29 protein-coding genes are annotated in these 25,993 nt (G+C 55.6%); 17 read left to right on the top strand and 12 right to left on the bottom strand.

Translation table 11 applies throughout. The features are described 5' to 3' along the window. Nucleotides 1–67: 67 nt before the first annotated feature. Entirely contained in the window at nucleotides 68–574 is a 507-nt protein-coding gene (locus ACMGG1_RS04530) for a DUF1543 domain-containing protein (RefSeq protein WP_414161174.1), read from the bottom strand. 211 nt (nucleotides 575–785) lie between these two features. Next, nucleotides 786–1,064, bottom strand: a complete 279-nt coding sequence (locus ACMGG1_RS04525; RefSeq protein ID WP_020828284.1) for a GNAT family N-acetyltransferase — start codon at nucleotides 1,062–1,064, stop codon at nucleotides 786–788. Between the two features lie 118 nt (nucleotides 1,065–1,182). On the opposite strand from ACMGG1_RS04525, the gene ACMGG1_RS04520 reads away from it, so the two are divergent. Continuing rightward, the gene (locus tag ACMGG1_RS04520; protein ID WP_020828285.1) at nucleotides 1,183–1,596 is read left to right on the top strand and encodes a DoxX family protein; all 414 of its coding nucleotides are present in this window, start codon (nucleotides 1,183–1,185) and stop codon (nucleotides 1,594–1,596) included. Nucleotides 1,597–1,644: 48 nt separating this feature from the next. Here ACMGG1_RS04520 and smrA read toward each other — a convergent pair whose 3' ends face one another. Then, complete coding sequence (smrA, locus tag ACMGG1_RS04515; protein ID WP_041415633.1) at nucleotides 1,645–2,217, bottom strand: DNA endonuclease SmrA; 573 nt, start codon at nucleotides 2,215–2,217, stop codon at nucleotides 1,645–1,647. A gap of 173 nt (nucleotides 2,218–2,390) precedes the next feature. Between smrA and ACMGG1_RS04510 the strand changes: the two genes are divergently transcribed. Next, entirely contained in the window at nucleotides 2,391–2,729 is a 339-nt protein-coding gene (locus ACMGG1_RS04510) for an MbeD/MobD family mobilization/exclusion protein (protein WP_020828287.1), read from the top strand. A 66-nt stretch (nucleotides 2,730–2,795) separates the two neighbouring features. Beyond that, a complete protein-coding gene (locus ACMGG1_RS04505) occupies nucleotides 2,796–3,242 on the top strand; it encodes a DUF1198 family protein (RefSeq protein ID WP_020828288.1) in 447 nt (148 codons plus the stop codon). 27 nt (nucleotides 3,243–3,269) lie between these two features. Here the strand turns inward: ACMGG1_RS04505 and ACMGG1_RS04500 are convergent, their stop codons facing one another. Both ACMGG1_RS04500 and ACMGG1_RS04495 read right to left on the bottom strand, forming a co-directional pair. Beyond that, nucleotides 3,270–3,608 carry a DUF2002 family protein gene (locus ACMGG1_RS04500; protein WP_020828289.1) on the bottom strand — a complete coding sequence of 113 codons (339 nt, stop codon included), beginning with the start codon at nucleotides 3,606–3,608 and terminating at the stop codon, nucleotides 3,270–3,272. Nucleotides 3,609–3,875: 267 nt separating this feature from the next. Next, the gene (locus ACMGG1_RS04495; RefSeq protein WP_414161446.1) at nucleotides 3,876–4,880 is read right to left on the bottom strand and encodes a helix-turn-helix domain-containing protein; all 1,005 of its coding nucleotides are present in this window, start codon (nucleotides 4,878–4,880) and stop codon (nucleotides 3,876–3,878) included. Between the two features lie 138 nt (nucleotides 4,881–5,018). Between ACMGG1_RS04495 and ACMGG1_RS04490 the strand changes: the two genes are divergently transcribed. After that, on the top strand, nucleotides 5,019–6,059 hold the full coding sequence (locus ACMGG1_RS04490; protein ID WP_414161173.1) for an alpha/beta hydrolase family protein: 1,041 nt from the start codon (nucleotides 5,019–5,021) through the stop codon (nucleotides 6,057–6,059). On the opposite strand, the gene ACMGG1_RS04485 is transcribed toward ACMGG1_RS04490, so the two are convergent. After that, nucleotides 6,019–6,915 carry a LysR family transcriptional regulator gene (locus ACMGG1_RS04485; protein ID WP_046372802.1) on the bottom strand — a complete coding sequence of 299 codons (897 nt, stop codon included), beginning with the start codon at nucleotides 6,913–6,915 and terminating at the stop codon, nucleotides 6,019–6,021. The two genes, ACMGG1_RS04490 and ACMGG1_RS04485, sit on opposite strands and share 41 nt — an antisense overlap. A 106-nt stretch (nucleotides 6,916–7,021) precedes the next feature. Between ACMGG1_RS04485 and ACMGG1_RS04480 the strand changes: the two genes are divergently transcribed. Together ACMGG1_RS04480 and ACMGG1_RS04475 are read left to right on the top strand one after the other, a co-directional pair. Beyond that, the gene (locus ACMGG1_RS04480; protein WP_217331769.1) at nucleotides 7,022–8,404 is read left to right on the top strand and encodes an MFS transporter; all 1,383 of its coding nucleotides are present in this window, start codon (nucleotides 7,022–7,024) and stop codon (nucleotides 8,402–8,404) included. Continuing rightward, the gene (locus tag ACMGG1_RS04475; RefSeq protein ID WP_129941734.1) at nucleotides 8,401–8,781 is read left to right on the top strand and encodes a DUF4440 domain-containing protein; all 381 of its coding nucleotides are present in this window, start codon (nucleotides 8,401–8,403) and stop codon (nucleotides 8,779–8,781) included. The genes ACMGG1_RS04480 and ACMGG1_RS04475 overlap by 4 nt, the downstream gene beginning before the upstream one ends. Before the next feature lie 196 nt (nucleotides 8,782–8,977). Here ACMGG1_RS04475 and asr read toward each other — a convergent pair whose 3' ends face one another. Beyond that, nucleotides 8,978–9,454, bottom strand: a complete 477-nt coding sequence (asr, locus tag ACMGG1_RS04470; protein ID WP_414161172.1) for an acid resistance repetitive basic protein Asr — start codon at nucleotides 9,452–9,454, stop codon at nucleotides 8,978–8,980. A 231-nt stretch (nucleotides 9,455–9,685) separates the two neighbouring features. Here asr and ACMGG1_RS04465 point away from each other — a divergent pair, with 231 nt between their 5' ends. Further along, entirely contained in the window at nucleotides 9,686–9,994 is a 309-nt protein-coding gene (locus tag ACMGG1_RS04465) for a DUF883 family protein (protein ID WP_020828296.1), read from the top strand. Nucleotides 9,995–10,060: 66 nt separating this feature from the next. Here the strand turns inward: ACMGG1_RS04465 and ACMGG1_RS04460 are convergent, their stop codons facing one another. After that, on the bottom strand, nucleotides 10,061–11,494 hold the full coding sequence (locus ACMGG1_RS04460) for a PLP-dependent aminotransferase family protein (RefSeq protein ID WP_259218347.1): 1,434 nt from the start codon (nucleotides 11,492–11,494) through the stop codon (nucleotides 10,061–10,063). A 96-nt stretch (nucleotides 11,495–11,590) separates the two neighbouring features. Here ACMGG1_RS04460 and ACMGG1_RS04455 point away from each other — a divergent pair, with 96 nt between their 5' ends. From ACMGG1_RS04455 to nrdF, 5 genes are all read left to right on the top strand, one after another. Continuing rightward, nucleotides 11,591–12,022 carry a carboxymuconolactone decarboxylase family protein gene (locus ACMGG1_RS04455; protein ID WP_020828298.1) on the top strand — a complete coding sequence of 144 codons (432 nt, stop codon included), beginning with the start codon at nucleotides 11,591–11,593 and terminating at the stop codon, nucleotides 12,020–12,022. Nucleotides 12,023–12,304: 282 nt separating this feature from the next. After that, nucleotides 12,305–12,541, top strand: a complete 237-nt coding sequence (gene nrdH, locus ACMGG1_RS04450) for a glutaredoxin-like protein NrdH (RefSeq protein WP_020828299.1) — start codon at nucleotides 12,305–12,307, stop codon at nucleotides 12,539–12,541. 8 nt (nucleotides 12,542–12,549) lie between these two features. Then, a complete protein-coding gene (gene nrdI / locus ACMGG1_RS04445) occupies nucleotides 12,550–12,954 on the top strand; it encodes a class Ib ribonucleoside-diphosphate reductase assembly flavoprotein NrdI (protein WP_020828300.1) in 405 nt (134 codons plus the stop codon). Further along, a complete protein-coding gene (nrdE, locus tag ACMGG1_RS04440; RefSeq protein ID WP_020828301.1) occupies nucleotides 12,936–15,080 on the top strand; it encodes a class 1b ribonucleoside-diphosphate reductase subunit alpha in 2,145 nt (714 codons plus the stop codon). Before nrdI ends, nrdE begins: the two co-directional genes overlap by 19 nt. 8 nt (nucleotides 15,081–15,088) lie before the next feature. Beyond that, on the top strand, nucleotides 15,089–16,060 hold the full coding sequence (nrdF, locus tag ACMGG1_RS04435; protein ID WP_020828302.1) for a class 1b ribonucleoside-diphosphate reductase subunit beta: 972 nt from the start codon (nucleotides 15,089–15,091) through the stop codon (nucleotides 16,058–16,060). A gap of 76 nt (nucleotides 16,061–16,136) precedes the next feature. Here nrdF and ACMGG1_RS04430 read toward each other — a convergent pair whose 3' ends face one another. Together ACMGG1_RS04430 and ACMGG1_RS04425 are read right to left on the bottom strand one after the other, a co-directional pair. Further along, nucleotides 16,137–16,349, bottom strand: coding sequence for a DUF1289 domain-containing protein (locus tag ACMGG1_RS04430; protein WP_020828303.1), 213 nt, complete (start codon nucleotides 16,347–16,349; stop codon nucleotides 16,137–16,139). A 73-nt stretch (nucleotides 16,350–16,422) separates the two neighbouring features. Then, entirely contained in the window at nucleotides 16,423–17,163 is a 741-nt protein-coding gene (locus tag ACMGG1_RS04425; protein ID WP_142814531.1) for an SDR family oxidoreductase, read from the bottom strand. A gap of 123 nt (nucleotides 17,164–17,286) precedes the next feature. Here ACMGG1_RS04425 and ACMGG1_RS04420 point away from each other — a divergent pair, with 123 nt between their 5' ends. Further along, nucleotides 17,287–18,180: a LysR family transcriptional regulator gene (locus tag ACMGG1_RS04420; RefSeq protein WP_414161171.1), complete on the top strand. Its 894-nt coding sequence runs from the start codon at nucleotides 17,287–17,289 to the stop codon at nucleotides 18,178–18,180. Nucleotides 18,181–18,185: 5 nt separating this feature from the next. On the opposite strand, the gene ACMGG1_RS04415 is transcribed toward ACMGG1_RS04420, so the two are convergent. Both ACMGG1_RS04415 and ACMGG1_RS04410 read right to left on the bottom strand, forming a co-directional pair. Continuing rightward, a complete protein-coding gene (locus ACMGG1_RS04415; RefSeq protein WP_262244871.1) occupies nucleotides 18,186–19,130 on the bottom strand; it encodes an MBL fold metallo-hydrolase in 945 nt (314 codons plus the stop codon). A gap of 134 nt (nucleotides 19,131–19,264) precedes the next feature. Next, nucleotides 19,265–20,620 carry a 2-hydroxycarboxylate transporter family protein gene (locus ACMGG1_RS04410; protein ID WP_020828307.1) on the bottom strand — a complete coding sequence of 452 codons (1,356 nt, stop codon included), beginning with the start codon at nucleotides 20,618–20,620 and terminating at the stop codon, nucleotides 19,265–19,267. A gap of 326 nt (nucleotides 20,621–20,946) precedes the next feature. Between ACMGG1_RS04410 and ACMGG1_RS04405 the strand changes: the two genes are divergently transcribed. From ACMGG1_RS04405 to proW, 4 genes are all read left to right on the top strand, one after another. Then, complete coding sequence (locus tag ACMGG1_RS04405; protein ID WP_020828308.1) at nucleotides 20,947–22,545, top strand: sensor histidine kinase; 1,599 nt, start codon at nucleotides 20,947–20,949, stop codon at nucleotides 22,543–22,545. Nucleotides 22,546–22,556: 11 nt separating this feature from the next. Further along, nucleotides 22,557–23,243, top strand: a complete 687-nt coding sequence (locus tag ACMGG1_RS04400) for a response regulator (protein ID WP_041415640.1) — start codon at nucleotides 22,557–22,559, stop codon at nucleotides 23,241–23,243. Between the two features lie 406 nt (nucleotides 23,244–23,649). Further along, entirely contained in the window at nucleotides 23,650–24,852 is a 1,203-nt protein-coding gene (gene proV / locus ACMGG1_RS04395) for a glycine betaine/L-proline ABC transporter ATP-binding protein ProV (protein WP_020828310.1), read from the top strand. Then, nucleotides 24,845–25,963 carry a glycine betaine/L-proline ABC transporter permease ProW gene (proW, locus tag ACMGG1_RS04390; RefSeq protein ID WP_122080064.1) on the top strand — a complete coding sequence of 373 codons (1,119 nt, stop codon included), beginning with the start codon at nucleotides 24,845–24,847 and terminating at the stop codon, nucleotides 25,961–25,963. Before proV ends, proW begins: the two co-directional genes overlap by 8 nt. The last annotated feature ends 30 nt before the right edge of the window (nucleotides 25,964–25,993 follow it).

Genomic DNA, 25,993 nt, shown 5'->3' with positions numbered 1-25,993 from the left:
ATTGGGGAGGCTGCCTCCCCCCAATGGCTTAGGGCGCGGTTGCAGGCATCGGTGCCGCTATCACGTTCTACTCGCCGATCGGCAAATAGCCCTGCCACAGCGGTTGCGCCGCTTTACCCTGCGCATTGGCCTGCAAATGTACATGGTAACCCTGCAGTGACTGCAACAGCAGGCAATCGTCCACCTCAGCCAGATCATCCTTATGCTGCTTGAAGCTGCCGGTCAGTGACGTCTGCTTGGCTTTTTCTTTGGCTTCATCCGCACTGTGCGCGACAAACAGGCCAAACTCGTGCAGCTCAGCCAACTCGTCACTGCGGTAACCGCCCACGTTAACAAAGAACAGCTTCTCCGGCCCGACGAACGGCTCAGCCCTCAGCGCCACGTCATAGCCATCCGCCCATTCAATACGCGTATAGCCATCAACATGCACCTTGTTCTTATCGCCAAACCATTTCTCGCGCAGCAAGGGATAAGCCTGTTCTGGCCGCTCCGCTGCAACGAATTGTACGTCGTGCAATTCGATATTGGCACCCGGTGCGGTGCCGCCCACATAGAACATCAATAATCCCGGCATTAGATTGCTATCCCTCTGTTTTAATAATCGTTATGTAATATATTATATAGCGATTGTTATGCAACCAGCGCTGCCACAAAGAGCGAGTTCGCTATTGGGGGAAAAGCTTATCAGCATGGATTACGCGCAAAGACCGCAGGTTCCGACCAACGCAGTAGTAACAACTTTGACATGCGCTGAGCAGCGGGACGTGGTTACGCCCCGCTAGGTTTCAGGCGCGTATATCCTGATATTCTGGCGTGGTGTCGAATTCGTGTTTGGCGAACGGGCATAACGGAATGATTTTGCGGTTTTCCGCGCGCATTTTGGCGACCACCAGCGCCACCAACTTTTTACCTACCCCCTGGCCTTTTAGCACTTCGTCAACCCAAGTGTGATCAATGATGGTTAATTTATCGCCGCTGGGCACAAAAGATATCTCGGCAATCATCTTCCCCTGCTGATCGTTTATATAGAAACGCTTTTCATCTTCCAAAAATTTAAGATCCATAGAATTTATTCCTATAAAAAAGTGCGTAACTCTCGGTTGTCGCTACAACAAAGCCAATATTAGTCTACTCTTTAATCAGTAACACAACATAATTGTGACAGTGGCTGAGGAGTTCAAAATGGGTGAAAGCTCAAAAGACGGCGTTATTCTGCTATCCCGAATATTGTTGATGATCCTGTTTATCATATTTGGCTGGATGAAGCTGGTTGGCTTTGGTGCAACCGTCACGGCAATGGAAGGGTATGGTACGCCCATGCCTTATTTAGCGGCGATTATCGCCGTGGTGGTGGAGTTCTTTTTCGGCATTGCGCTTATTCTTGGGTTATTTACCCGCCCTATCGCGGTTATTTTTGCCCTTTACGTACTCGGCACCGCGTTTATCGGCCACCCATTCTGGAAAATGACCGGCATGGAAATGATGGGCAATGAAATAAACTTCTTCAAAAACATCAGCATTATTGGCGGGCTGTTGCTGCTGGCGGTCACCGGCGCCGGACGTTATTCACTGGATTATAAATTCTTCAATAAATAACCCCACCAGCCGGTGGCCCCGCTACCGGCTGGCCTTCTGTTGCCCCGTTTATCGACTACGTTTGGCGTGACGTTCGAAGTTATCGGCTTTCGCCTGTGCAGATTTGCGCAACGTCACGTAACAGGCACCTTCACCGCCATCGCGCGGCAATGCCCGACAAAAAGCCTGCACCTGCTCAAACTGGGCCAGCCACTTGGCGACATAGCTGCGGATCACGTTGGCGTGGCTTTCATCATCTCGCCCACGGCCGTGAACGATCAGCAGCGAACGCAGACTTTGCTTTTCCGCCTGCACAATAAAGCGGAACAGAGCTTGCCGACAGGCCTCCACCGGCTGTTTCAACAGGTTCAGACTGGCCTGTGGCGGGTAGCGGCCATGGCTCAGCTTGTCGAGCACGCCCTGTTGAATGCCCTCGCCTTTATATTCCAACGGTTGCTCACAGGGGATCAGTTCGAGAAAGCCGGTACTGAGAAAGTTTTCCTGCTGCAGCGCCTGCGCTTCACGGCGCGCGCGCTTATCCATGGTTTCCTGCGGCTTCAAGTACAACGTCTCGGGGCCGCGGGATAACGGAATGACATCCGCCATCGCCTGTTCAAAAAAATCTTTGTCTTGGTTGCTCATCTCAAAGCCACTCTTGGACACTAAGCCTTTCATGCCGGAATAAGCCTGATTGTAAGACCCACAGCTCCGGTTGCAAGCCGGGAATTTTCCGCAATCGTCGTCAACGGGTGAGGTTCTGTGCAGTTTTCGTTATACTGCAAAACCATTATTGAGTGCCGCAAAGGATCGATCCCATGAAAATGCGCGAGCTGGAAACCCAGTTTCAAAATGCCATGAGTGAGTTGCAGGCCAGCTTCGAAAAGCAGCACCGTGAATGGCAGCACAGCTATCAGGCCCTGCAGCAGTTGCTGGAAGAGGCTAAACAGCGCGAAGTCGCACTGCGTATGCAGAACGAACAGTTGGTACGCAAGCTGAGCACCGCCAGTTCAGTGCCGGAGCAGCACGCATTGGTGAAGCAAATTAAAATGCTGGGCGCCCATCTGGACGCACTGGCCAAAGATGCCGCCAGCTTCAACCACCACCTGCGCAATCAGCAGCGGGCAGCCGACAATTTCAGCGGCGAACAGCGTTGACACCGGGCGCTGTCCTGCAGCGCCTCCTGCCAAATACTGGCGTTCCGAGAGTGTAATAAATCATAAATGACCTGGATCATCATCGCTGCCCTGATCGTTGTATTTATTATTGGTTACCGCATTCTGACTTCCGATACCCGCAAAGCCATTGACTCTCTGGCCCACCTGTTGAAAGTGAAACCTATGCTGATTGAATCGATGATTCAGGAGATGGGTAGCCGCAACAGCCAGACCTTTATCCGCATGCTGAACAACGGTTACACCGAAGAGATGCACCAGGCGGCCTATTTGCTGTTTATCTATCTGACCTTTATCAAACAGGCAGACGACCACCAGATTGCCCTGTGGCGGGAAACCCTGCTGCGTGCCGGTCTGTCGCCAGAGTTACATGCCGAGCACACCGAAGCCGCGCTGTTTTATTTTGCCGATCTGGATATCGATGCTTTCGAGCTGGCACAGTTCCGCCGCGCCTACAACGAGCGTTTTAACCAGGAAGCCATTGCCAATTGGTGAAGATGTCCCCCGCAGGCGGGGGATGCATTACAGAAACATGCTGTAGATATAGCGCGAAAGCGCGTCACGCGAGCTGAAACCGTGGGGAATGCCATAACGCGCACTCGGGGTATCGCTGCTTAAATCCAGGGGAAACTCAAGGTACTGATCGCTGGTGCGTATCGGCGAGGTCGGCGTGGCGAAATGCACGCTTTTCTCTTTCAGCGCCGGGTGGATCACCAACGCGGTTCTGCCCATCCGCGCTTCACGATTCACATACACGTAGTGCTCACCCTTGCGGTAACCATAGGCTTGATCGGTGACATAATCACGCTCAAACCCCGTATTCTCCAACACTCTAGCCACTTCATCCGGCCGTAAATACATCGATTTCTCCTCTCGTTCTGGACCGCTGAGCGACCTTACCGTAATCATGAGATGAAACAATAAATTTTTCGGTATGGATGTGGGTTTAGGAATATTCCTTAACCAGGTATTTTGCCGTTTTTGCAACAGCAGGCGCAGCGTCAACATCACGCCCGGAAACACCCTCAGTACCGCAAAATCAAGAGATTGACGGCACGCCCGTACGGCTCATCAACAGCATTTAGCATAGTTCCGATCCAAACCCGGCAAGGGATAACAAAGTATTATTTAAAGCCGCTGTTGTTGCCTGCGCCATTCACTTGGGTTCACACCCTGAATGCGCAAGAATTCGCGGTTAAAATTCGATTTGGTAGTGAATCCGGCCTTTTGCATAATATCAGTCACCGGCTCATCACCGGCGAGCAACCACTGCGCCGCCTGACGAATACGCAGTTGATTCACATATTGCGACACATTCATTCCCGTATGCCGATTGATAGCCTGCGAAACCCGTCGCGCCGGCAAGCCCACCTTGCGCGCCAGCCGGGCCAGGTTCAGCTCAGGCTCCAGGTAGAAGTCATCTTGTAGCAGCCGTTGTTGCACCCGCTCAAACCACTCGGCCAGTTGATCCTCATCTTCCCCCCCGCTATCCGCCGTTTCCGATATGACCTCAACCGGGCTTTCCGCAGGTCGGCTGCGCGACAGCACCAGGCATAGGCTCAACGCCACCAACAGATTATCGATCGTTGCCAGCCAACCGGCGTGCCGCCCGTCAAACAGGGAAAAGTCGAGCGCAATCACCCCTTCGGCTACCGCCACCATGATCAGCAGGCCCCCCAAACCGCGCCACAGTCGATAGCTCAGCCAACTTTCCGCCAGCGCCACCTGCGGCAAAGCGTTTTCACCGCGCCGCAACGCATACAGCAATGCGGCTCCATACCCCAGATAACCCCCGACAATCATGGCATCCAGCAAAAAGGGCGCCGTCAGGCTGGCCAACAGCGTCAGGCACAGTGGCATCAGATGCCACAGTTCGCGCCGCCGCAAACGGCCCTGGGTACTCACCAAAAACGCGACATAAGCCAGTGAAGGGATCGCCATCGCGCCGAACGGTTGCAGCCCATTGAATTGCGTTATGCCGTAGCCATAACGGATACCCACCAGCAGGCTTTGCCACGCGCACAGCAACAACAATAGCTGAAAGACCCAGCGCCGCGCCGTTGGACGACCGAGGCGATACAGCAGCCCCAGGCACAGCAGACCGAACAGAAATGTGAGAGGAATAAGCGGCATCATCAAGGTCTTGTCGTTTGCACACGGAATCAACAGTGTACTGTTAAAACAATCATTTAACGACCCGGATCGCGATCGAGGTCGCCGGATGGCACCGCCAATGCCACCCTCTCAATCTCGATACCTTGAGGAGTGAAAATGAAAACAACCTTGTTGTTATTGATGCTGTGGTGCGGTACTGCGAGCGCGTCCCCCTATCAGGTCGCCACCCACGATGAAACCTTTCAGGCCGGCTCGCGTTCGTTAGTCAGCCGAATTTACTACCCCACCACTGAAACGGCTAAACCGCAGCTCATCGGTGCAAACCGGGTCTTTACCGGCATTGAGAGTCAGCCGGACGCGCCGGCAGCAAGTGGGCATTTTCCGCTGATCGTGATCAGCCACGGCAGCGGCGGCAATAACGCCAGCCAGGCCTGGCTGGCGGCAGCGCTGGCCCAACAAGGCGCGATCGTGGTGGCGGCCAACCACCCAGGCAGCACTACCGGTAACTCGGTTCCGGCTTTATCTGCCGAGCTGTGGTTACAAACCAGCGATATTTCCGCCTTGATTAGCGGCGTTACCACCGACCCTCGCTGGAAGCCGATGCTCAACCCTCAGGCGATTGGCGTTATCGGCCACTCCAAGGGTGGTTACAGCACCATTGCAGCTATCGGCGGTAAAGTCCGGCTGAGCGATTTCATCGATGGCTGCCGACAAGCACCGCAGTCGCCCAACTGTCAGTTTTATACACAAGCCAATGTCGCACTGACGAAGCTTTCCTCCAGGGCATTTGACGCCGACTACACCGACCCGCGCATTCGCTTTGCGGTGGCTCTAGATCCCGGCATGGTGCCCTACCTGCTGCCGACCAGCCTGCGTCGGCTCAGCGCACCGTTACTGATCGTCGAGCCACAGCACTTTTTGCCCGACGGCCAGGAACCCGGGCTTGGCGGAGCCACGCTGGTGGCGGATAACGGAAAGCAACCTATTCATGCACTGAGGCTATCCAGCGGCAATCATTTCGATTTCCTGCCGGTTTGTCAGCCCAAAGGCCGGCAAATCCTGGCGAGTGAAGAAGATGATGGGGCGGTGCTTTGCGCCTCTTCCAGCGAACAACGCGAAACCGTACACCGGCAAACGCTGGCCGCCATCATGGCATTTATTCATCCGTGGCTACCCGCGCCCGCAGGAAATCGATAAACGCCCTCACCTTTTCCGGTACGTGGCGGGTGTTGGGGTATAGCGCATAAATACTCTGCGCAGGAAACTGATGGTCCGTGAGTAGCGGACACAGCTTGCCCTCGGCGAGGGCAGGCCGCACCAGCCATTCGGGCAACAGCGCCACCCCGGCACCGTGCAAAGCAAACGCCAACAGCGCTGCGGCACTGTCGCCCATCAACGTGGCGGCATCTTCCACCTTAAACAGCACCGCCTGGCGCTCAGGGGTAATGACCTGCCAACTCAGCGGCGAACTGAGGCGACTGTGAGCAATCCACTGCGCCTGTGCCAGTTGGGCCAGAGACGCAATGGGATGGCGGGCCAGGTAGGCCGGCGAGGCGACCGGCACAATAGCAAAGCTGTCGAGCAATGCCGCCCGTAGGCTGGAATCCGCCAGTTGTCCCAGCCGGATGGCCACGTCGAAACGCTCTGAAATCAAATCGGCATGATAGGAAGAGGAAACGTGCTGAATGCGCAGGCGCGGATGCAATTGGGAAAACGCCGCCAACGCCGGTACCACCACCTGAGCGCCGTATTCCGGCGTAGTGGTGATGCGCAATACGCCGCTCAATCCATGGTGATCCCGACGTACGTCATCCAAGAGGTTTTCCGCATCCTGCAACAACCGCAGACAACGTTGATAAAAACGTTCGCCGGCGTCGGTCAGTGCCAGCCGTCGGGTGCTGCGCACCAGCAGCGACACCCCCAGTTCGCCCTCCAGCTGTTTGACATTGAAGCTGACCACCGCCTTGGTTTGCCCCAACGCCACCGCAGCAGCGGTGAAACTGCCGGCGTCCACCACGGCCACGAAGATAGCCAAACGCTGCAGGTTAAGCATGTTGTCGCCCCTTATTGTCAAAATAATTTTGACAGTGTAATCGCTCGTAGCCGATTTATCCGCACTTTCCCGCCCGTTACACTGCTGGCCTTCAACCGGAGGCACCATGCCCTATCGCATCAAAGTCGCAATCGTCTACCTGCTCGGATTTTTTGTCGATCTGATCAACATGTTTATCGCCAACGTCGCTTACCCCTCAATCGGCCATGCGCTGCAGGCTTCGGTTGGTGAATTGGCCTGGGTCAGTAACGGCTACATTCTCGGCCTGACGCTGGTGATCCCGCTCAGCGCCTGGTTAGCGCAGCGCATTGGCGGACGGCGGGTGTTTTTGCTGTCGTTAACCTTGTTTATGCTGGCAACGGCGGCGGCGGGCTATGCCGATTCCATCGGCGAACTGGTTGGCTGGAGAGTGCTGCAGGGTATGGGCGGCGGGTTGCTGATCCCGATCGGCCAAACGCTGACCTACCAACTGTACCGTAGCCATGAGCGCGCGGGGCTTTCCGCCGCCATTATGCTGGTAGGCCTGCTGGCCCCGGCACTGTCACCGACATTGGGGGGGCTTATTGTCGACCGGCTCGACTGGCGCTGGGTGTTCTTTGCCAACCTGCCGCTCGCCGCGCTGGCGCTGCTGTTGGCCGCACTCTGGCTGCGTCCTCAGGAACCCGATCCGCAACGTCGACCGCTCGAGATCAAGGGGTTGCTTAGCGCCTGTACGGCCCTGACGCTGATCTTACTGGGCCTCACCCGACTGGGGGAAAACGGGGGCCTTGCGCAAGGCGCGTTACTGTTGACCGTAGGAGCGATCGCCTTGACCTATTTCCTGCGCCGTAGCCTGCGCATTACCCACCCTTTGCTGAATCTGCGCCTGGTTCAGGATCCGCTGTTGCGCACGTCGATGATGATTTATCAGTGCATCCCCGGCCTGTTTATCGGCGTCAGCCTGATCGCCATGCTGTATTTGCAAAATCAGTTGGGCATGCGTGCCGCGCAGGTCGGTAGCCTGATGCTGCCCTGGTCGCTGGCCTCGTTCCTGGCCATCACGTTGACCGGCAGGAAATTTAACCATTTTGGCCCGAAACCGCTGTTTATCTTCGGCTGTCTGCTGCAAGGGTTGGGCATTTTGGCGCTGTCACAGATTGCGCACGCTGGGGATTACGGATTGCAGGTTGCGGCCTTCGCCCTGATGGGCTTTGGCGGCAGCCTGTGCAGCAGCACCGCGCAGAGCAGCGCATTTTTGCATATTGCCGATGAGCAATTGGCCGACGCCAGTGCGCTGTGGAATATCAACCGACAGCTCAGCTTCTGCCTGGGTGTCGCCCTGCTCAGCTTGTTACTCAACCTGCTGCTGGAACATTTTACCCCCGCCGTCGCCTACAAAAGTTGTTTTTACCTGGCCGCCGCCAGCACGCTGATCCCCATGCTGCTGTGCCTGCGCATCGCAAACCGCGCCATAGTGCGCCGTCTCAATACTCAACAGGAACACCAATGAACCAATATTTTACCGAAGTGATCGACGCACACGTCGCCATTGAAAACTGGCTGGAAAAAGGGGCCGGAGATGAACAGGGGCTGTTGGCACGTTTTGATCCCGCCTTCAGCATGATCGCGCTGAACGGCAGCCGACTCGATTTTGCCGCACTGAGCGCGTTTTTCCGTGCGCATCGGGCCGCCAAACCGGGGTTGGCAATCAGCATAGAAGAGATGACGTTGGTGGCCGAATGGCCGACGGGGGCAGTGGTCAGCTATCGCGAGAAACAGAGGCTGCCTGGACAGGCGGCGACGCTGCGCAACTCCACCGTGGTGTTTGAACAAACCCAAACCGGGCTGGGCTGGCGGCACCTGCATGAAACGCCCATCGCGCAGTAATCAGAGAAAACCGTCAGCCAGAAACAGTTCCCAGGCCACGATCAGCCCACACAGGGTGACGGCACTGAAAATCACTTCGAACAGATAGCGATTGATCATCATGAGCTAGCCCTCAAAAGAAGACACCCGGCCAAGCCGGGTGTCTCAATAACGTCGGGATGATGCGGCCCCCTCAGGCACCGCATTCCTCACTCAATTAAGCGGCTGGAGTTGCTGCTTTTTTGGTGGCTTTGTGGTGTTTTTTAGCGGCCTGAGCTTTCTGCACTGGCGTTTTTTTGTGGTGTTTTTTAGCAGCCTGGGCTTTTTGAGCTGGCGCTTTTTTGCTTACTTTGTGGTGAGTTTTAGCAGCCTGAGCTTTCTGTGCTGGAGCTTTTTTGCTTACTTTTTGGTGCTTTTTAGCGGCCTGAGCTTTTTGAGCTGGGGCTTTCTTGGTCGCTTTGTGGTGCTTTTTAGCCGCCTGGGCTTTCTGAGCTGGGGCTTTCTTGGTCGCTTTGTGGTGCGCTTTCTTATGATGAGTGGCTTTAGCAGGAGCCTTCTCAGCAGCAGCTGGCGCAGCGGTAGTGGTGGTTGCAGCCGGAGCAGCCGTTGCCGGAGCTGCAGCAGTATCAGCAGCGAAAGCAACAGAAGACAGACCCATGGTGGCAGCAACGATCAGGGCTAATACTTTTTTCATCTTTAATTCCTCAGAGTGTTTTTTCAGTAAGCCCCGTTGGGCCGTTGAAGCAGATACTAGAGGAATCGATGAGCCGCTTCCGTGAGTGATTGGTTTCGCCGAGTAACCAAATGTACAACACAGACAGGCATCGCCGGTGACGTTATCCCACAAGGTATTTTACCGTGATCGCCGGCACATTTTGAGAAATGGTCTACACTTAAGAGACATGTGTCAAAAACGGAGAGTCGAATGTTTAAGAAATCAGAAAAAGTAGAACGCGACATTGATCAGGACGTCACTCTTTTGGCTGATACATTGGATGAGGTGCTACGTGCATCCGGTGACAAAACCAAAGAGGAACTGAAAGAGCTGCACAGCAAAGCCAAAGGCGTGTTACGCGACGCCCGTGCTCGCTTCAATGGTTCCAGCAATCTGACACAGCACGCCCGCGATGCCGTCGAACAAGCCGACAGTTACGTGCGCGACAAACCTTGGCAGGGCGTAGGGATCGGGGCCGCGGTTGGCATCGTCCTCGGCGTTCTGCTGGCCCGGCGTTAACACCCCTTGCAGTCATAAAGATAAAACAACAGATGTGCGTCTGGCCCGTGGGAAACCGCGGGCCGTTTAATTTGTGGCGTCAAACAACTCGGCTAGCCTGGCCACTGCCCGCTCAGCCTCGCTCTGCTGGGTAAAGTTGGCAAACCCCATCAGCAGGCCATCTCCCGCCGCACTGGCTATGTGCCAATCCGAAAGTGCCTGTATCGACAACCCGCGTTGCCAGGCCTCTTGCGCGATCCTCCGATCCAAGCCTTTTGCCGTCAATCGTGCCAGTAATTGAATGCCGCCAGCCTGCGACGATACCGTCAAATACTCCCCCAGCTGTCGTGCAAGCGCCTGCGCCAGCCATTCACGGCGCTGGCGATAGAGAGGCCGCATACGTTTCAGATGGCGATAGAAATGCCCCTGATGGATAAAATCAGCCACGCTGGCCTGCATCAGTGGCGGGCAGCCGCAACCGCGTAACCGGCTGCTGCGTCCAAAAGCGTCCACCTGTTCAAGCGGCACTACCAAATAAGCCATACGCAGTGCCGGAAACAAGGTTTTACTGAAAGTCCCGGCGTACAGCACCCTGCCCTGACGATCGAGACTTTTCAACGGCGGCAGCGGCCGACCATGATAACGAACCTCGCTGTCGTAATCGTCTTCAAGTATCCATGCCCCCTGCTGCTGTGCCCACTCCAGTAAGGCCATACGCCGCGCCAGGCTAAGCGAGACGCCCAGGGGACTCTGGTGGGTCGGCGTCAGCACCGCCATGCGTGCTCGAGGTGCAGCGGCAACACCGACGGCGATATTCATCCCCTGCTCATCAACCGGCACGGCCACCGGCTGCATGCCGGCGGCGCGAAATAGCGGTAGGGTCACCGGGTAGCCAGGGTCTTCCAGCCACACCTCGTCACCGGTCTTGAGTAAAGTGCCGATCACCAAATCCAGCAATGCCTGATAGCCGGCACAAATAAAAACCTGTTCCGGTCGACAATTGATACCACGCGAAAGCTGCAAATAATTCACGATCGCCGCGCGCAGCTCTGGCAACCCTTGAGTTGACGGATGAGCCATGGCCGCCAAAGGAGCAGTACGCAATTGGCGACCGACAATCCGCTGCCATAGTGCGCGCGGGAAAGCATCCAGCGCCGGCAACCCCAATTGAAAAGGCTGCGTTGCCCCACTCGGATGCAATGGATTCGCCGCCACCGCCGGCAACACTTCCGTCGTCAATGCTGCGCGTACCGGCAGATTCTGCAACTGCGGCGAAATATAAGTGCCAGCCTGTCCCCGGCTTTGCAGAAAACCTTCGGCGATAAGTTGGCCGTAAGCGCTTTCCACCGTGGCCCGCGCCACGCCCAGATCGCTCGCCAGCCCACGCACCGAAGGCAGCCGACTGCCCGCCAGCAGGCTTCCTTGCGCAATGGCGTCTTTAATCCGCAGATAAATCTGCCGGTACAAAGGATCTGCGAGCTGAGCATCCAGCCGCAAAGAGGAGAGAAACTGACGCATCATGGCCTGGTTAAATAATCATTTTATGGCTCTATAGCATAGTCCATATCGCCATTAAAGTAGCCTCATTATTCTGCTGTTCGCTAACTGAGGTTGACCATGATTAAGCAACGTTTGAAATATTCCGAACTCTCTCCCGCCCCTTACAAAGGCATGGTGACCGCCCTGATGGCACTGGAGAAAGGCGCGCTGGACAAGGCGACAATTGAGCTGATGTTTATGCGCGTATCGCAGATTAACGGCTGTGCCTACTGCCTGGATATGCATGGTAAAGCACTGAGAGAAAGTGGCGTTGACAACGCCAAGCTGGACCAACTTGCGGGCTGGCGCGTGAGTCATGCGTTCAGCGACCGCGAGCGCGCGGCGCTTGAGTGGGCAGACTCCGTGACCCTGATCGCCGCAACTGGCGCACCGGACAGCGCGTTTGAAGCGCTGCAGACGCACTTTAGCGAAGCGGAAATTGCCGATTTAACCTTCGCCATCAGCATCATGAACGCCTTTAACCGCCTGGCCATCAGCATGCGTCAATGACGAAACCGCACTTATCCCCCCTCTCGCCCGAGAGGGGTTTCCCGCCAACAACCGCCAAAAAAAATTTTTCCCTCTGCTTTTCCAGCCCTGATGCGGTCTCAACGTGAATCCTGCCAAAACACCATATATAGCGTGGTTGATAAATTAAATATCCACATATAGTATTTAACCCATCAACCGCAGGGAACATGTAGCGGTTGGTAACGCCGTCAGAAACGCCGTTCAATGCTCCGTTATCTGACCTGTCCGCCTTTCCTTCAGCCTAAAAGGTAAATGCGAATCATGAGCATTATTATTTACAGTAAACCGGACTGTGTCCAGTGCAACGCCACCTATCGCGCATTCGATAAACAAGGGATTGGTTATCAGGTGATCGACCTCACCCAGGATCAGCAGGCGCTGAACCATGTTAAATCCCTTGGCTATCAGCAAGTTCCGGTGATTATCGCCGGTGAAGATCACTGGTCTGGCTTCCGGCCGGACAAAATCGGCGCGCTGGCCCACGCCCTGGCGTCCTGAGGTTGCCCATGAACCCGCTGGTCTATTTCTCCAGCAGTTCGGAGAACACCCACAGGTTCGTTGAAAAACTGGGATTGCCGGCGATACGTATCCCTATCGCCGGCGCCCGCAGCAAACTGCTGATGGATAAACCCTATATTTTGATCGTGCCCAGCTATGGCGGCGGCAGCGCCGTAGGAGCCGTGCCGATCCAGGTGATCCGCTTTCTCAACGATCCACAAAATCGCGCTTTCCTGCGCGGCGTTATCGCCGCCGGGAATACCAATTTCGGCGCAGCGTACGGCATTGCCGGCGACATCATCGCCAAAAAATGTCAGGTGCCTTTTCTTTACCGCTTTGAGCTGCTCGGCACCACACAAGACGTTGCAAACGTTCGACAGGGAGTAACCGCATTTTGGCAACGACAGAACTGACCCGGCCCGCCGCAAGCGCGCTGGATTACCATTCGCTCAACGCGATGCTCAATCTTTATGATGCCGAAGGCCGTATCCAGTTCGACAAGGATCGGTTAGCAGCGCGGCACTACTTCCTGCAGCACGTGAACCAAAACACCGTGTTCTTCCATAACCTGGAGGAGAAGCTGCGCTATCTGGTGGAGGAAGGTTATTATGAACAGAGCGTGTTGGCGCAATACGAGTTCGCCTTTATCAAACAGCTTTTCCAACAGGCCTATGCGAAAAAATTCCGCTTTGAGACCTTCCTCGGCGCCTTTAAGTATTACACCAGCTATACGCTGAAAACCTTCGACGGTAAGCGCTACCTGGAACGCTACGAAGACCGGGTGTGCATGGTCGCCTTAACGCTGGCGGCAGGTGATACCGCGTTGGCACAAGATTTGGTGGAGGAGATGATCTCGGGCCGCTTCCAGCCGGCGACGCCCACTTTCCTCAACTGCGGTAAGCAGCAGCGCGGCGAACTGGTGTCCTGTTTTCTGTTACGCATCGAAGACAATATGGAGTCCATCGGTCGGGCGGTGAACTCTGCGCTGCAACTGTCAAAACGCGGCGGTGGCGTGGCGTTTTTACTGACCAACATTCGCGAGGTCGGTGCTCCGATCAAACGCATAGAGAACCAGTCTTCAGGGGTGATCCCTATCATGAAGATGCTTGAGGACGCCTTCTCTTACGCCAACCAACTGGGTGCGCGTCAGGGTGCCGGTGCGGTCTATCTCAACGCTCATCACCCGGATATTCTGCGTTTCCTCGACACCAAGCGTGAAAATGCCGACGAGAAAATCCGCATCAAGACGCTGTCGCTGGGGGTGGTGATCCCGGATATCACTTTCGAACTGGCGAAGAATAACGAAGAGATGTACCTGTTCTCGCCCTATGACGTCGAGCAGGTGTATGGCGTGCCGTTCTCGGAAATCAGCGTCAGCGAGAAGTACCGCGAAATGGTGGATGACAAGCGCATCCGCAAATCACGCATCAATGCGCGTGAATTCTTCCAGGTACTGGCGGAGATCCAGTTTGAATCCGGTTATCCGTACATGATGTTTGAAGATACGGTCAATCGTGAAAACCCGATCGCCGGGCGCATCAACATGAGCAACCTGTGCTCCGAGATTTTGCAGGTTAACCGCGCCAGCACCTATCACGATGACTTGAGCTACGACCAGGTAGGCAAGGATATTTCCTGCAACCTCGGTTCGCTCAACATCGCCAAAACCATGGATGCCCCCGACTTTGGCAAAGCGGTCGACACCGCGATCCGTGCGCTGACGGCGGTGGCGGACATGAGCGACATTCGCTCGGTGCCGTCGATTGCCGAAGGCAACCGCAGTTCGCATGCCATTGGCCTCGGCCAGATGAACCTGCACGGCTACCTGGCCCGCGAACGCATCTTCTACGGCTCAGAAGAAGGGATTGATTTCACCAACATCTATTTCTATACCGTCGCTTACCACGCCATTCGCGCCTCTAACCGGTTGGCCATCGAGCGCGGTAGCGCATTCGGCGGCTTCGAAGAGTCGACCTATGCTTCAGGTGAATACTTCAGCAAATACACCGAACGGGAATGGCAGCCGCAAACCGAACGGGTTCGCGCGCTGTTCGCCGACGCCAATATCGCCATCCCTGGCCGCGAAGAGTGGCTGGCACTGCGCCAGTCGGTGATGATGCACGGCTTGTACAACCAGAACCTGCAGGCGGTACCGCCCACCGGTTCCATCTCCTACATCAATAACTCGACCTCCAGCATCCATCCGATCGTGTCACGCATCGAGATCCGCAAAGAGGGAAAAATTGGTCGCGTCTATTATCCGGCGCCCTATATGACCAACGACAACCTGGAGTACTACCAGGATGCCTACGACATAGGGCCGGAAAAAATTATCGATACCTATGCCGCCGCCACTCAGCACGTCGATCAGGGGCTGTCGCTGACGCTGTTTTTCCGCGATACCGCCAGCACCCGCGACATCAACCGCGCGCAGATTTATGCCTGGCGTAAAGGCATCAAAACCATCTATTACATCCGCCTGCGCCAGATGGCGTTGGAAGGCACCGAGGTGCAGGGCTGCGTGTCCTGCGCACTGTGAGGCAATCTATGAATACCCCTAAACCGGCGCAGTTGGTGCGCGCGATCAACTGGAACATCATCGAAGACGACAAGGATCTGGAGGTGTGGAACCGCCTGACCTCCAACTTCTGGCTACCGGAGAAGGTGCCACTGTCGAACGACATTCCGTCGTGGGCAACGTTGACGCCAAAGGAACAGCAGTTGACCATTCGGGTGTTCACCGGCCTGACGCTGCTGGACACCATTCAAAATACCGTGGGCGCGCCGGCGCTGATCGAAGATGCGATTACGCCGCATGAGGAGGCGGTGTACTCCAACATCAGCTTTATGGAAGCGGTGCATGCTCGTTCGTACAGCTCAATTTTCTCTACGCTGTGCCAGACGCCGGACGTCGACGATGCCTACCGCTGGAGCGAGGAAAACCGCGCGCTGCAGAAAAAAGCCAGCATCATTCTGGCCCACTACCGCAGCGACGATCCGCTGATGAAGAAGGTCGCCAGCGTATTCCTGGAGTCGTTCCTGTTCTATTCGGGCTTTTATCTGCCGATGTACTGGTCGAGCCGCGCCAAGTTGACCAACACCGCCGATTTGATCCGTCTGATCATCCGCGATGAGGCGGTGCACGGTTATTACATCGGTTATAAATTCCAAAAAGGATTGGAGAAGGTCGACGCGGCGCGCCGCCAACAGGTGAAAAATTTCGCCTTCGATCTGATGCAGGATTTGTACGATAACGAGGTGCGTTACACCGAAGAGCTGTACGACGGTGTAGGCTGGACTGAGGACGTGAAAACCTTCCTGCACTATAACGCCAACAAGGCGTTGATGAATCTGGGATACGAAGCGCTGTTCCCGCCGTCGATGGCGCAGGTGAATCCGGCCATTCTGTCGGCGCTGTCGCCTAACGCCGACGAGAACCACGACTTCTTCTCCGGCTCAGGCTCGTCTTACGTGATTGGTAAAGCGGTCAACACTGAAGATGACGACTGGGATTTCTGAGTGAAATCGCCGGGGCGAATCACTTCGCTCTAAACCATAACCGCTGAACGGGCGCAGGCTACCGCGCCCCTACAGTTTAGATATTTCCGGTACGCTGTCGGATGCGCTGCCAAATGGCCCGTTTTTCCTCGTCATCAGCACTCGACCAGGCGGCGATTTCCTCCAGCGTGCGCCAACAGCCCCGGCACCACGCGTTTTCGGTGTCGATCTGGCAAACATTATTGCAGGGTGAACGCACGCCATCGTCAATCTGACTGCCGGTTTTTCTTCTTCTGCTGCGGCCTACCATAAGGCGCTTCCTCCGGTGGATTTCTCGCGACAGGATACCCGATCCTGCCGCGAGAGAAACCGCCCCGGTAAAATCAGATAATGCCGCCGTTGGCCCGCAGGGTTTGACCGTTGATCCAGGCACCGTCAGCACCGGCCAGGAATGACACCGCCGCGGCGATATCCTGCGGCTGACCCAGACGCTCCAATGGGGCCATTTTCGCCAGCCGGTCGATCAGCTCCGGCGTTTTACCGTCCAGGAACAGCCCGGTGGCGGTCGGGCCCGGCGCGATAGCGTTGACGGTAATATTGCGCCCCCGCAGCTCTTTCGCCAGCACGCTGGTCAGCGCTTCGACGGCGGCCTTGCTGGCGGCATACATGCCGTAGCTCGGCTGCAGCAGCCCGACCACGCTGGACGAAAAGTTGATGATGCGCCCGTTGTCGCACAGGCGTTTCGCCGCCTCTCGCAGCGTGTTGAAGGTCCCCTTCAGGTTAATGTCGATCAGCCGATCGACATCGGCATCGCTCATTTCTGCGACCGGAGCCAGCGCAATCACCCCGGCGTTATTCACCAGGATATCCACGCCGCCGAAAGCCTGCTCGGCACGGTCAAACAGCTGGGCAACGGCAGCGGCGTCGCTGACGTCCGCCCTGGCGCTCAGCGCCCGCCCCCCGCTTTGTTCAATTTTGCGCACCAGCTCATCGGCCAATGCCTGATTGCCTGAATAGTTGACGATCACGGTAAAACCGTCGGCAGCCAGGCGTTCGGCAATGGCCGCGCCTATACCGCGCGATGCGCCGGTGACAATAGCAACTTGCTGAGTCTTGGTGTTCATGCTCTCTATCCTCGTCGGCTATGCGCCGGCGACTTACCGGCGTGACAACATCATGCACCTTTCGCCTTGGCGAATAATCCCCTACTCTTCGTTATCACTATCCGAATTTAGCGAACAATAACCATGGACAGAATCGATGCCATGCGCTTGTTTACCCGCGTGGTGGAACAACGCAGCTTTACCCAGGCCGCACAGGATCTGAACCTGCCGCGATCGACGGTGACCGATGCCATCAAGCAACTGGAAGCTCGGCTGCAGGTGCGGTTGTTGCAACGCACCACCCGTCACGTCAGTCCAACCCTGGATGGCGAAGCTTACTATCAACGCTGCCTGACTATTCTGGCGGATATCGAAGATGCCGAGATGGCGTTTGCCGGTGCCAAACCGCGTGGGCTGCTGCGCATCGACGTGCACGGCACGTTGGCACGGCACTTTTTGCTGCCGGAACTTCCCGACTTTTTGGCGCAATATCCGGATATCGAACTTTTTATGAGCGAGGGCGATCGGCTGGTAGATCCGGTGCGGGAAGGTATCGACTGCGTGGTGCGGGTCGGCAAACTGAAAGACAGCGATATGGTGGCGCGTCGGTTAGGCGAGCTTGAAGAGGTCACCTGCGCCGCCCCGGACTACCTGCAACGTTTTGGCACGCCGCATTCCATCAGCGAACTTGAAGGCCACCGCATGGTGGGCTTCCGTTCCTCGGCCAGCGGCACCCTGATGCCGCTGGAATTTACGGTGGCTGGCCAGACGCGGCAGGTGACATTGCCTTGCACGGTGTCGGTCAGCGCGGCGGAAAGCCTGGTTGCTGCGGCGCGCATGGGGCTGGGGATCATTCAGGTGCCGCGTTATCACCTGCGCGACAGCCTGGACAACGGCAGCTTGCTGCCCCTGCTGCCGCAATTCCCCTCCACTCCGATGCCGGTCTCATTGCTCTACCCGCGCAACCGCCAACTTTCACCGCGCGTTCGGGTCTTCATCGACTGGTTCAGCAAAGTGTTCGCCGCCCGTAACCGATAAATGCCTTACATGGCGCCATATTCCAGCGGCACCCAGTCGTAACCTTCCCCCTGTTTATTCAGGTAACCCAGCCCGGGGAATGACAGATGCGGTCCGCCCACCAGCACACTGCGTTGAGCGCTATCACCAAACACCCGCAGCCGCTGGGCTACTGCCGCTTTGGCATCTTTATCAAAGCTTATCGCGACACGCGGATGGGCGAACTGCACCGCCGCCACGTGGATCAAATCCCCCAGCAGCAACAATTTTTTACCCTGGCTTTCCACCAGATAGATGCTGTGGCCTGGCGTATGACCATGGGCGGCAAACGCACTGATCCCCGGCGACAGCTCACCATCATTACTGAACGTTTTAAAATGTCCGGCGGCCTGATAAGGCTTGAGCGCGGCGATAACATTCTCGAACGAGGCTTTCTCCTTCGGCGGCGCCTGTTTCAACCGACTCTCGCTAAGCCAAAAATCCGCATCCTGCTGCCCGGCACGCACCACTGCATTTGGAAAAGCAGCTTTACCGTTTTGCGTCAAACCGCCGAGATGATCCGGGTGCATATGCGTCAGGTAAATTTCATCCACCTGCTGTGGCTGATAGCCGGCAGCCTTGAGGTTTACGACCAGTTTGCCCAACCCGTCCCCCAGCAGCGAACCCGCACCGGTATCAACCAGAATCAGCTTGCTGCCGGTATTGATCAGGTAGGCATTAACAGAGGTGACGACCGGCAGGCCCTGATGGTGCTCAGCCAGAGCGGTCTCTATCTGCTTTGGCGAACTGTTCAGCAGCAGTCTGTCAACCGGCAAGCGGAGTACGCCATCAGACAAGGCTGTGACTTCATAGCTGCCCAGCATGATGCGATAAAAACCCGGCGCGGGGGTTTTCACCTGCGGCGCGGCGGCCAGGGTTTGCAGCGACATAACGGCCAGCGCCGCCCCCAGCAGGTAACGTTTCCAGAACATGGTGACTCCTTGTTGTCGTTTGAGCGCTAAGTATTAACCCAAAGCGGAAATGACGCCTGCCGGAGGCAAAAAATGAATAAAAAAATCCCCGCGGGGGCGGGGAAAGGCAAAGAAACACTAAGGATTTTTTTGAGTTATACGAAGAATTTGGCCAGTACCAGCAAAGAGAGCGAGACATTGATCGCGCCGCCGATACGGGTAGCTATCTGAGCAAAAGGCATCAGCGACATACGGTTGCCGGCGGTGAGGATGGCAACATCGCCAGTGCCACCCTGCCCACTCTGGCAGCAGGAGACAATCGCCACGTCGATCGGGTGCATCCCAATTTTCTTGCCGACGAAGAAGCCGGTCGCCACCAGTGCAGACACGGTGCTGACGATCACCACCAGATTTTGGAAGGTGAAGGCGTTAACCAGTTCCTGCCACGGAGTGATCGCTACGCCGACGGCGAACAAAATCGGGTAGGTGACCGCAGTACGGAAGAATTTATAGACCACCTGCGAACCTTCCTGAATGCGTGGGGACACGCCATGTGCCAGCTTCACCGCCACCGCTGCGAACAGCATGCCAACCGGTGCCGGCAGGCCAATCATGCGGTGCAGCAACATCCCTACCATGTACAGCAGGATGGCCAGCAGCGCACCGCAGGCAATGGTGCTGACATCCACCTTACCGCTGATTTTTTCCACCGCGCTCATCTCGCTTTCGCCCTGCTTGCTCGGCATCAGGCTGCCTTCGCCGGTCAGGTGCGGATAACGTTTACCCAGTTGGTTAAGCAAGCCGGCCAGAACAATGGCGGTCAGGCTGCCAAGCATGACGATAGGCAGAATGCGCCCCAAGGCTACCCCCTGCTCCATATGCAGAATCGCCGCGTACCCCATCGACAACGGGATCGCGCCTTCACCGACGCCACCGGCCATGATCGGCAAAATCAGGAAGAAGAAGATTTGGAACGGCTCCAGCCCCAGCGCCATGCCCACGGCCATTCCTACCAGCATGCCGACAATCTCACCGCACAGCATCGGCGCGAAAATGCGCAGAAAGCCCTGGATCAGCACCTGACGGTTCATGCTCATAATGCTGCCAACGATAATGCAGCAGATGTAGAGGTACAGAATATTGGTCGATTTATAGAATTTGGTGGTCGATTCCACCACCACGTCCGGCAGCAAGCCGTAATGCACCAACGCAGAAGGAATAAAGGTGGCGCAGATCGCCGCGGCCCCCATTTTGCCGATCAGCGGCAGGCGTTTGCCAAACTCGCCGCAGGCAAAACCAAAGAACGCCAATGTGGCAACCATGACCACGATATCGCTCGGTAATTTCCCTTCCAGGCAATCCAATAAAATAAGTACGCCGGCCAGAACAAAGAACGGCAACGGAATAATTCCTACTTTGTAATTGTCCAGTATATGCCACCATTTTTCCCGCAGCGGTATTTCAGCGGTTTTGTCTTTGGCGGCGAGGAAAGAATCATCTGTTGTGCTCATAATCTGGCCTCTTATTAGTTTGTTCAGCCATCATAGAGAAACGCACGGATTATCTGCTGTGATTTTGTTCAAAGTTAAAAAGGGTTTTTAATGGTGGTTATGGTTTCTATGGTGTTAATTAGGATTATGTAAAATTTGCCGTGGTTTTAATGGTGTTAACGTTATTTTTACTTTAAGAATTATCAGTTTTATTGCAGCTGCTGCATTAACCACCCCGACAAGAATAATCCCGTGGCTGCGATCACAAGTTGATCCGGCGCAATATTACATTAACGGCCACTCATGATAGGGTAAGCCTTCAGGATTTATCAGGGCGAACCCCGGTCATGCGTATAAAACTCTCATTTCAAATCAAGCTATTCCTGTGCCTGGTTGCCTTCTCCTGCCTGCTGTTGACGTTTATTGGTGCTTACACCTACTACCAGCTCGATGCGCAACTGCACCGCGACCTCGGTGCACGAGCGCAGGTGCAGGCCCGAGAGATTGCCCTGATCCCTTCCCTGATCACCGCAGTGGAAAAAAAAGACCCGGTTAAAATTGCAGCGCTAATGAAGAAAATTCGCGCCAGCAGCGATGCCAGCTATATCGTTATCGGCGATAAGCAAACCCGGCATCTTTATCACTCTGAATATGCCAACCGTATCGGCACGCCGATGGTCGGCGGCGATAATAAAGAGGTTCTCGAAGGCAAAAGCATTATTTCCATTCGCAAAGGCGGCATCGGCATATCATTGCGCAGTAAGGCGCCCATTTTGGACGAAAATAATAACGTCATCGGCATTGTTTCGGTGGGTTATCTCAAATCACATATCGACAATTTAAATTCCAGAACTCTGACGCAAATTCTTGGGTCGATAGTGCTTTTATTAATCGCGCTGTTCGTATTTTCGTGGCTGTTATCGAAGAATTTAAAACGCCAAATGTTCTGGCTGGAACCGAAAGAAATTGCCCTGTTGGTACGCCAACAGAAAGCGTTGCTGGAAGCAATCTATGAAGGGGTGATTGCCGTCGATCCTCAGTTGCGGATCATCACCATTAACCACGCGGCCCGTGAACTGCTGGATTTGCGTCAGCCCGCCGCCGCCCTGATGGGCAGAGAAATCGGTGAGGTGATCCAATCCCAGCCGGATTTCTTCGGCGCCTCACAGTTAGGGCATGACACCCATGACGAGGTCTGTCGTTTCAACCATGTCCGGGTTATCGCCAGCCGGGTACGCATCATGCAGGAAGAAGAGCTGCAGGGCTGGGTGATCAGCTTCCGCGACAAAAACGACATCAACACCCTGAGCAGCCAGCTTAGCCAGGTGAAGCGCTATGCCGACAACCTGCGCATCATGCGCCACGAACAGCTGAACTGGACCGCCACCCTCGCCGGCCTGCTGCATATGCAACGCTACGACGAGGCCATCCGCTATGTGGAGGCGCAATCGGAAGGTGCGCAGGAGATCCTCGACTTTATCTCACAGCGTTTCAGTTCGGCGGCATTATGCGGCCTGCTGCTGGGCAAATACTCCAGCGCGAAGGAAAAAGGCGTGGAGCTTCGCTTCGACCCGGCCTGCCAGCTGCGGCAGATCCCGGCGGCATTGAATGAAACCGAATTGATGTCGATCATCGGCAATTTGCTGGATAATGCGGTAGACGCTACGCTGCATTACGGCGCGCCCTATGAGGCGGTAGAACTTTATATCAGCGACAGCAGCAATGAACTGGTGATTGAAGTGGCCGATCGCGGCACCGGTATTGCCCCTGAGGTGCGCGATACGCTGTTCGAACAGGGCGTCACCACCAAAGATGACAAGGGTGACCACGGCATCGGCCTGCACCTGGTTGCCAGCCACGTGGCGCAGGCGCACGGCAGCATAGAAGTGTCGGACAACGATCCGCACGGCGCTATTTTTTCTTTGTTTATCCCTAAACAATCTTGAGCACCCGAATGATGCAACCAGAAGCACTGGACGTTTTGATCGTGGAAGATGAGCCACAGCTGGCGACGCTGCACGCGGAATTTATTGAGCAGAACTTTGCTCTGCGGGTGGTGGCTTATGCCGCCACGCTGGCCGAGGCCAGAGTCAAAGTCAATGCCCACCAGCCACGGCTGATCCTGCTGGACAATTTTTTGCCCGACGGCCAGGGCATTGAACTGATGGAAGAGGCGGCGGTGAAAAACCCCGGCTGTTCAGTGATTTTTATTACCGCCGCCAGCGACATGAATACCTGCAGCCAGGCGATCCGCAATGGCGCCTTCGATTACATCATTAAGCCGGTCTCCTACAAGCGGCTGCGCAACTCACTGGAGCGCTTTATGCAGTTTGTGCAAACCCAGCGCACCTTCAAGGTAATCGACCAAAGCAACGTCGACGCGCTGTATAACCTGCAATCCAAGCAGTTCTCCAGCGAACCCAGCGCCAAAGGCATAGAAACCAACACGCTGGAGCTGGTGCAGGCGCTGTTTATCAAGCAACCGGAAGCTGCGCATGCGGTAGAAGACGTGGTCGAACAGGTCGGGATCAGCAAAACCACGGCCCGACGTTATCTGGAATACTGCGTCGCCACCCAGTTTGTGCGCGTTGAAATGATGTACGGCAATATTGGTCATCCGCGGCGTCTGTATCGCAAGGCATAAGCTGCCATCTGGCTGTCATATTTAAGGGGTAATATAACTTCGGCGATATCCCCTCGATATCGGCACCTGTCGTTGAAAATTGATGAAATACTGATGACTTTTACCCGGCCTCTGGTCGGGTTTTTTATTGTCCGAAAACAGGCTTGGGCAGGCAAATAACAGCAATAATCCGAGCGGATTATTCTTACTTAAAACCAACCGTTTATCGGAAATATCAGCCACTGATAATTGAGCACTCACCTCATTACCATAACTAATCGAAAACTTGATGTAAATCGTCAATATCCCATTCATCGGACATTGAGGGTTGTCTCAGATATTCACTGTGTTAGGGTATAGGGGACTATTATTTTCTATTGGGAAATTTTTATCGTTTGATAATTCATCAGAGGAAACAGCAAATTGCATGGCAATTAAACTCGAAGTAAAGAACCTGTATAAGATATTTGGCGAACATCCGGATCGCGCTTTCAAACTGATTGAAAAAGGCCTGACAAAAGACCAATTGCTTGAAAAAACCGGATTATCACTGGGCGTAAAAGACGCCTCTCTGGCCATTGAAGAAGGCGAGATATTTGTCATCATGGGGCTTTCCGGATCCGGAAAATCTACCCTGGTACGCCTTCTCAATCGTCTGATAGAACCCACCCGCGGTCAGGTGCTGATTGATGGCGAGGATATATCTAAAATATCCGACAGCGCACTGCGCGCCGTACGCCGTAATAAGATCAGCATGGTGTTTCAATCATTCGCTTTAATGCCGCATATGAATGTATTGAATAACACCGCGTTCGGTATGGAATTGGCCGGCATTCCACCGCAGGAGCGCCAGGAAAAAGCCCTGGAGGCATTACGTCAGGTCGGGCTGGAGAATTATGCCTATTCTTATCCCGATGAACTTTCCGGCGGGATGCGTCAGCGCGTGGGATTAGCCCGTGCCATGGCGAATAATCCGGACATATTATTGATGGATGAAGCCTTCTCGGCGCTGGATCCATTAATCCGTACCGAGATGCAAGATGAGCTGGTCAAATTACAGGCCCAGCATCAGCGCACCATCGTCTTTATTTCCCATGATTTGGATGAGGCAATGCGTATTGGCGATCGTATTGCCATTATGCAAGGCGGAGAGGTTATTCAGGTCGGTACGCCGGAGGAAATATTAAATAATCCGGCCAACGATTATGTCCGCACCTTCTTCCGTGGCGTCGATATCAGCCACGTTTTCAGCGCCAAGGATATCGCCCAGCGTCGTCCTGTCGCCCTTATTCGCAAAACCCCCGGTTTTGGTCCGCGTTCAGCACTACAGCTGCTGCGCGATGAAGACCGCGATTATGGTTATGTTATTGAACGCGGGAAGAAATTTATCGGCGTGGTGTCGGTAGATTCACTCAAGCAGGCGCTGGCGGCCAACCAGACGTTGGATGACGCCCTGCTGGAAGCCCCTGCCCCGGTCCCGGCCGACATGCCGCTGAGCGAACTGATTTCATTGGTTGCCCTGGCGCCCTGTGCGGTCCCCGTGGTCTGCGAAGAAAATAACTATATCGGAATTATTTCCAAGGCCATGCTGTTGCAGGCCTTAGATAAAGAGGGCCCAGCGAATGAGTGACACTACACAGGATCCATGGGCGACTGCGCCTGCCGACCCCAGCGCCGCACCGGCGACTGACGCCGCAACATCGACAGCGCCCGCCGGCGATGCCTGGTCCAGCACACCGCCACCAGAAACCCATGACGCCGCCAATCAGGCCGCTCAGGGTGCCGACTGGCTTAACAGCGCACCGGTCCAACAGGAACATTTCAGCCTGCTGGATCCGTTCCACAAAACCTGGGTGCCGTTTGACTCCTGGGTGACCCACGGCATCGACTGGCTGGTGCTGCACTTTCGCCCGCTGTTTCAGGGCATTCGCGTACCGGTCGATTTTATTCTCAGCGGCTTTCAGCAGCTGCTGCTCGGCATGCCTGCCCCGATCGCCATTCTGCTGTTCTCGCTGATTGCCTGGCAGCTCTCCAGCCTTGGTATGGGGGCTGCGACGCTGGTCTCGCTGATTGCCATTGGCGCGATTGGCGCCTGGTCGCAAGCCATGGTGACCCTGGCGCTGGTCCTGACCGCCCTGTTCTTCTGTATCGTCATCGGTCTGCCGCTCGGCATTTGGCTCGCGCGCAGCAAACATGCCGGCAAGGTGATCCGGCCACTGCTCGACGCCATGCAGACCACGCCGGCCTTCGTCTATCTGGTGCCGATCGTCATGCTGTTCGGTATCGGTAACGTACCGGGGGTGGTGGTGACCATTATCTTTGCGCTGCCGCCGATCGTGCGACTGACCATTCTGGGCATTAACCAAGTGCCTGAGGATCTGATCGAAGCCGCCGAATCCTTTGGTGCCAGCCCGCGCCAACTGCTGTTTAAAGTGCAACTGCCACTGGCAATGCCGACCATTATGGCCGGCGTAAACCAAACGCTGATGTTGGCGCTGTCGATGGTGGTTATCGCCTCGATGATCGCCGTTGGCGGCCTGGGCCAGATGGTATTGCGCGGTATCGGTCGTCTGGATATGGGGCTGGCCGCCGTTGGCGGGGTCGGTATCGTGATCCTGGCGATTATTCTCGACCGCCTCACCCAATCGCTGGGGCGCGATCGCCGCAGCAAAGGCATCGGCCGTTGGTATGCTCACGGCCCGATCGGGTTAGTCACCCGGCCCTTCATCAAAAAGCCTTAATCGCCCTGCCCCCGGCCAAACGTCGGGGGC

The sequence above is a fragment of the Serratia sp. BNK-12 genome, from assembly GCF_047456085.1.
GTDB lineage: Bacteria > Pseudomonadota > Gammaproteobacteria > Enterobacterales > Enterobacteriaceae > Serratia > Serratia liquefaciens.
This window is presented reverse-complemented; position numbering and strand designations above follow the sequence as displayed.

Coding starts and splice junctions, on each gene's coding strand:
- ACMGG1_RS04530 (WP_414161174.1), bottom strand. CDS start 574: ATGCCGGGATTATTGATGTTCTATGTGGGCGGCACCGCACCGGGTGCC.
- ACMGG1_RS04525 (WP_020828284.1), bottom strand. CDS start 1,064: ATGGATCTTAAATTTTTGGAAGATGAAAAGCGTTTCTATATAAACGAT.
- ACMGG1_RS04520 (WP_020828285.1), top strand. CDS start 1,183: ATGGGTGAAAGCTCAAAAGACGGCGTTATTCTGCTATCCCGAATATTG.
- smrA (WP_041415633.1), bottom strand. CDS start 2,217: ATGAGCAACCAAGACAAAGATTTTTTTGAACAGGCGATGGCGGATGTC.
- ACMGG1_RS04510 (WP_020828287.1), top strand. CDS start 2,391: ATGAAAATGCGCGAGCTGGAAACCCAGTTTCAAAATGCCATGAGTGAG.
- ACMGG1_RS04505 (WP_020828288.1), top strand. CDS start 2,796: ATGACCTGGATCATCATCGCTGCCCTGATCGTTGTATTTATTATTGGT.
- ACMGG1_RS04500 (WP_020828289.1), bottom strand. CDS start 3,608: ATGTATTTACGGCCGGATGAAGTGGCTAGAGTGTTGGAGAATACGGGG.
- ACMGG1_RS04495 (WP_414161446.1), bottom strand. CDS start 4,880: ATGCCGCTTATTCCTCTCACATTTCTGTTCGGTCTGCTGTGCCTGGGG.
- ACMGG1_RS04490 (WP_414161173.1), top strand. CDS start 5,019: ATGAAAACAACCTTGTTGTTATTGATGCTGTGGTGCGGTACTGCGAGC.
- ACMGG1_RS04485 (WP_046372802.1), bottom strand. CDS start 6,915: ATGCTTAACCTGCAGCGTTTGGCTATCTTCGTGGCCGTGGTGGACGCC.
- ACMGG1_RS04480 (WP_217331769.1), top strand. CDS start 7,022: ATGCCCTATCGCATCAAAGTCGCAATCGTCTACCTGCTCGGATTTTTT.
- ACMGG1_RS04475 (WP_129941734.1), top strand. CDS start 8,401: ATGAACCAATATTTTACCGAAGTGATCGACGCACACGTCGCCATTGAA.
- asr (WP_414161172.1), bottom strand. CDS start 9,454: ATGAAAAAAGTATTAGCCCTGATCGTTGCTGCCACCATGGGTCTGTCT.
- ACMGG1_RS04465 (WP_020828296.1), top strand. CDS start 9,686: ATGTTTAAGAAATCAGAAAAAGTAGAACGCGACATTGATCAGGACGTC.
- ACMGG1_RS04460 (WP_259218347.1), bottom strand. CDS start 11,494: ATGATGCGTCAGTTTCTCTCCTCTTTGCGGCTGGATGCTCAGCTCGCA.
- ACMGG1_RS04455 (WP_020828298.1), top strand. CDS start 11,591: ATGATTAAGCAACGTTTGAAATATTCCGAACTCTCTCCCGCCCCTTAC.
- nrdH (WP_020828299.1), top strand. CDS start 12,305: ATGAGCATTATTATTTACAGTAAACCGGACTGTGTCCAGTGCAACGCC.
- nrdI (WP_020828300.1), top strand. CDS start 12,550: ATGAACCCGCTGGTCTATTTCTCCAGCAGTTCGGAGAACACCCACAGG.
- nrdF (WP_020828302.1), top strand. CDS start 15,089: ATGAATACCCCTAAACCGGCGCAGTTGGTGCGCGCGATCAACTGGAAC.
- ACMGG1_RS04430 (WP_020828303.1), bottom strand. CDS start 16,349: ATGGTAGGCCGCAGCAGAAGAAGAAAAACCGGCAGTCAGATTGACGAT.
- ACMGG1_RS04425 (WP_142814531.1), bottom strand. CDS start 17,163: ATGAACACCAAGACTCAGCAAGTTGCTATTGTCACCGGCGCATCGCGC.
- ACMGG1_RS04420 (WP_414161171.1), top strand. CDS start 17,287: ATGGACAGAATCGATGCCATGCGCTTGTTTACCCGCGTGGTGGAACAA.
- ACMGG1_RS04415 (WP_262244871.1), bottom strand. CDS start 19,130: ATGTTCTGGAAACGTTACCTGCTGGGGGCGGCGCTGGCCGTTATGTCG.
- ACMGG1_RS04410 (WP_020828307.1), bottom strand. CDS start 20,620: ATGAGCACAACAGATGATTCTTTCCTCGCCGCCAAAGACAAAACCGCT.
- ACMGG1_RS04405 (WP_020828308.1), top strand. CDS start 20,947: ATGCGTATAAAACTCTCATTTCAAATCAAGCTATTCCTGTGCCTGGTT.
- ACMGG1_RS04400 (WP_041415640.1), top strand. CDS start 22,557: ATGCAACCAGAAGCACTGGACGTTTTGATCGTGGAAGATGAGCCACAG.
- proV (WP_020828310.1), top strand. CDS start 23,650: ATGGCAATTAAACTCGAAGTAAAGAACCTGTATAAGATATTTGGCGAA.
- proW (WP_122080064.1), top strand. CDS start 24,845: ATGAGTGACACTACACAGGATCCATGGGCGACTGCGCCTGCCGACCCC.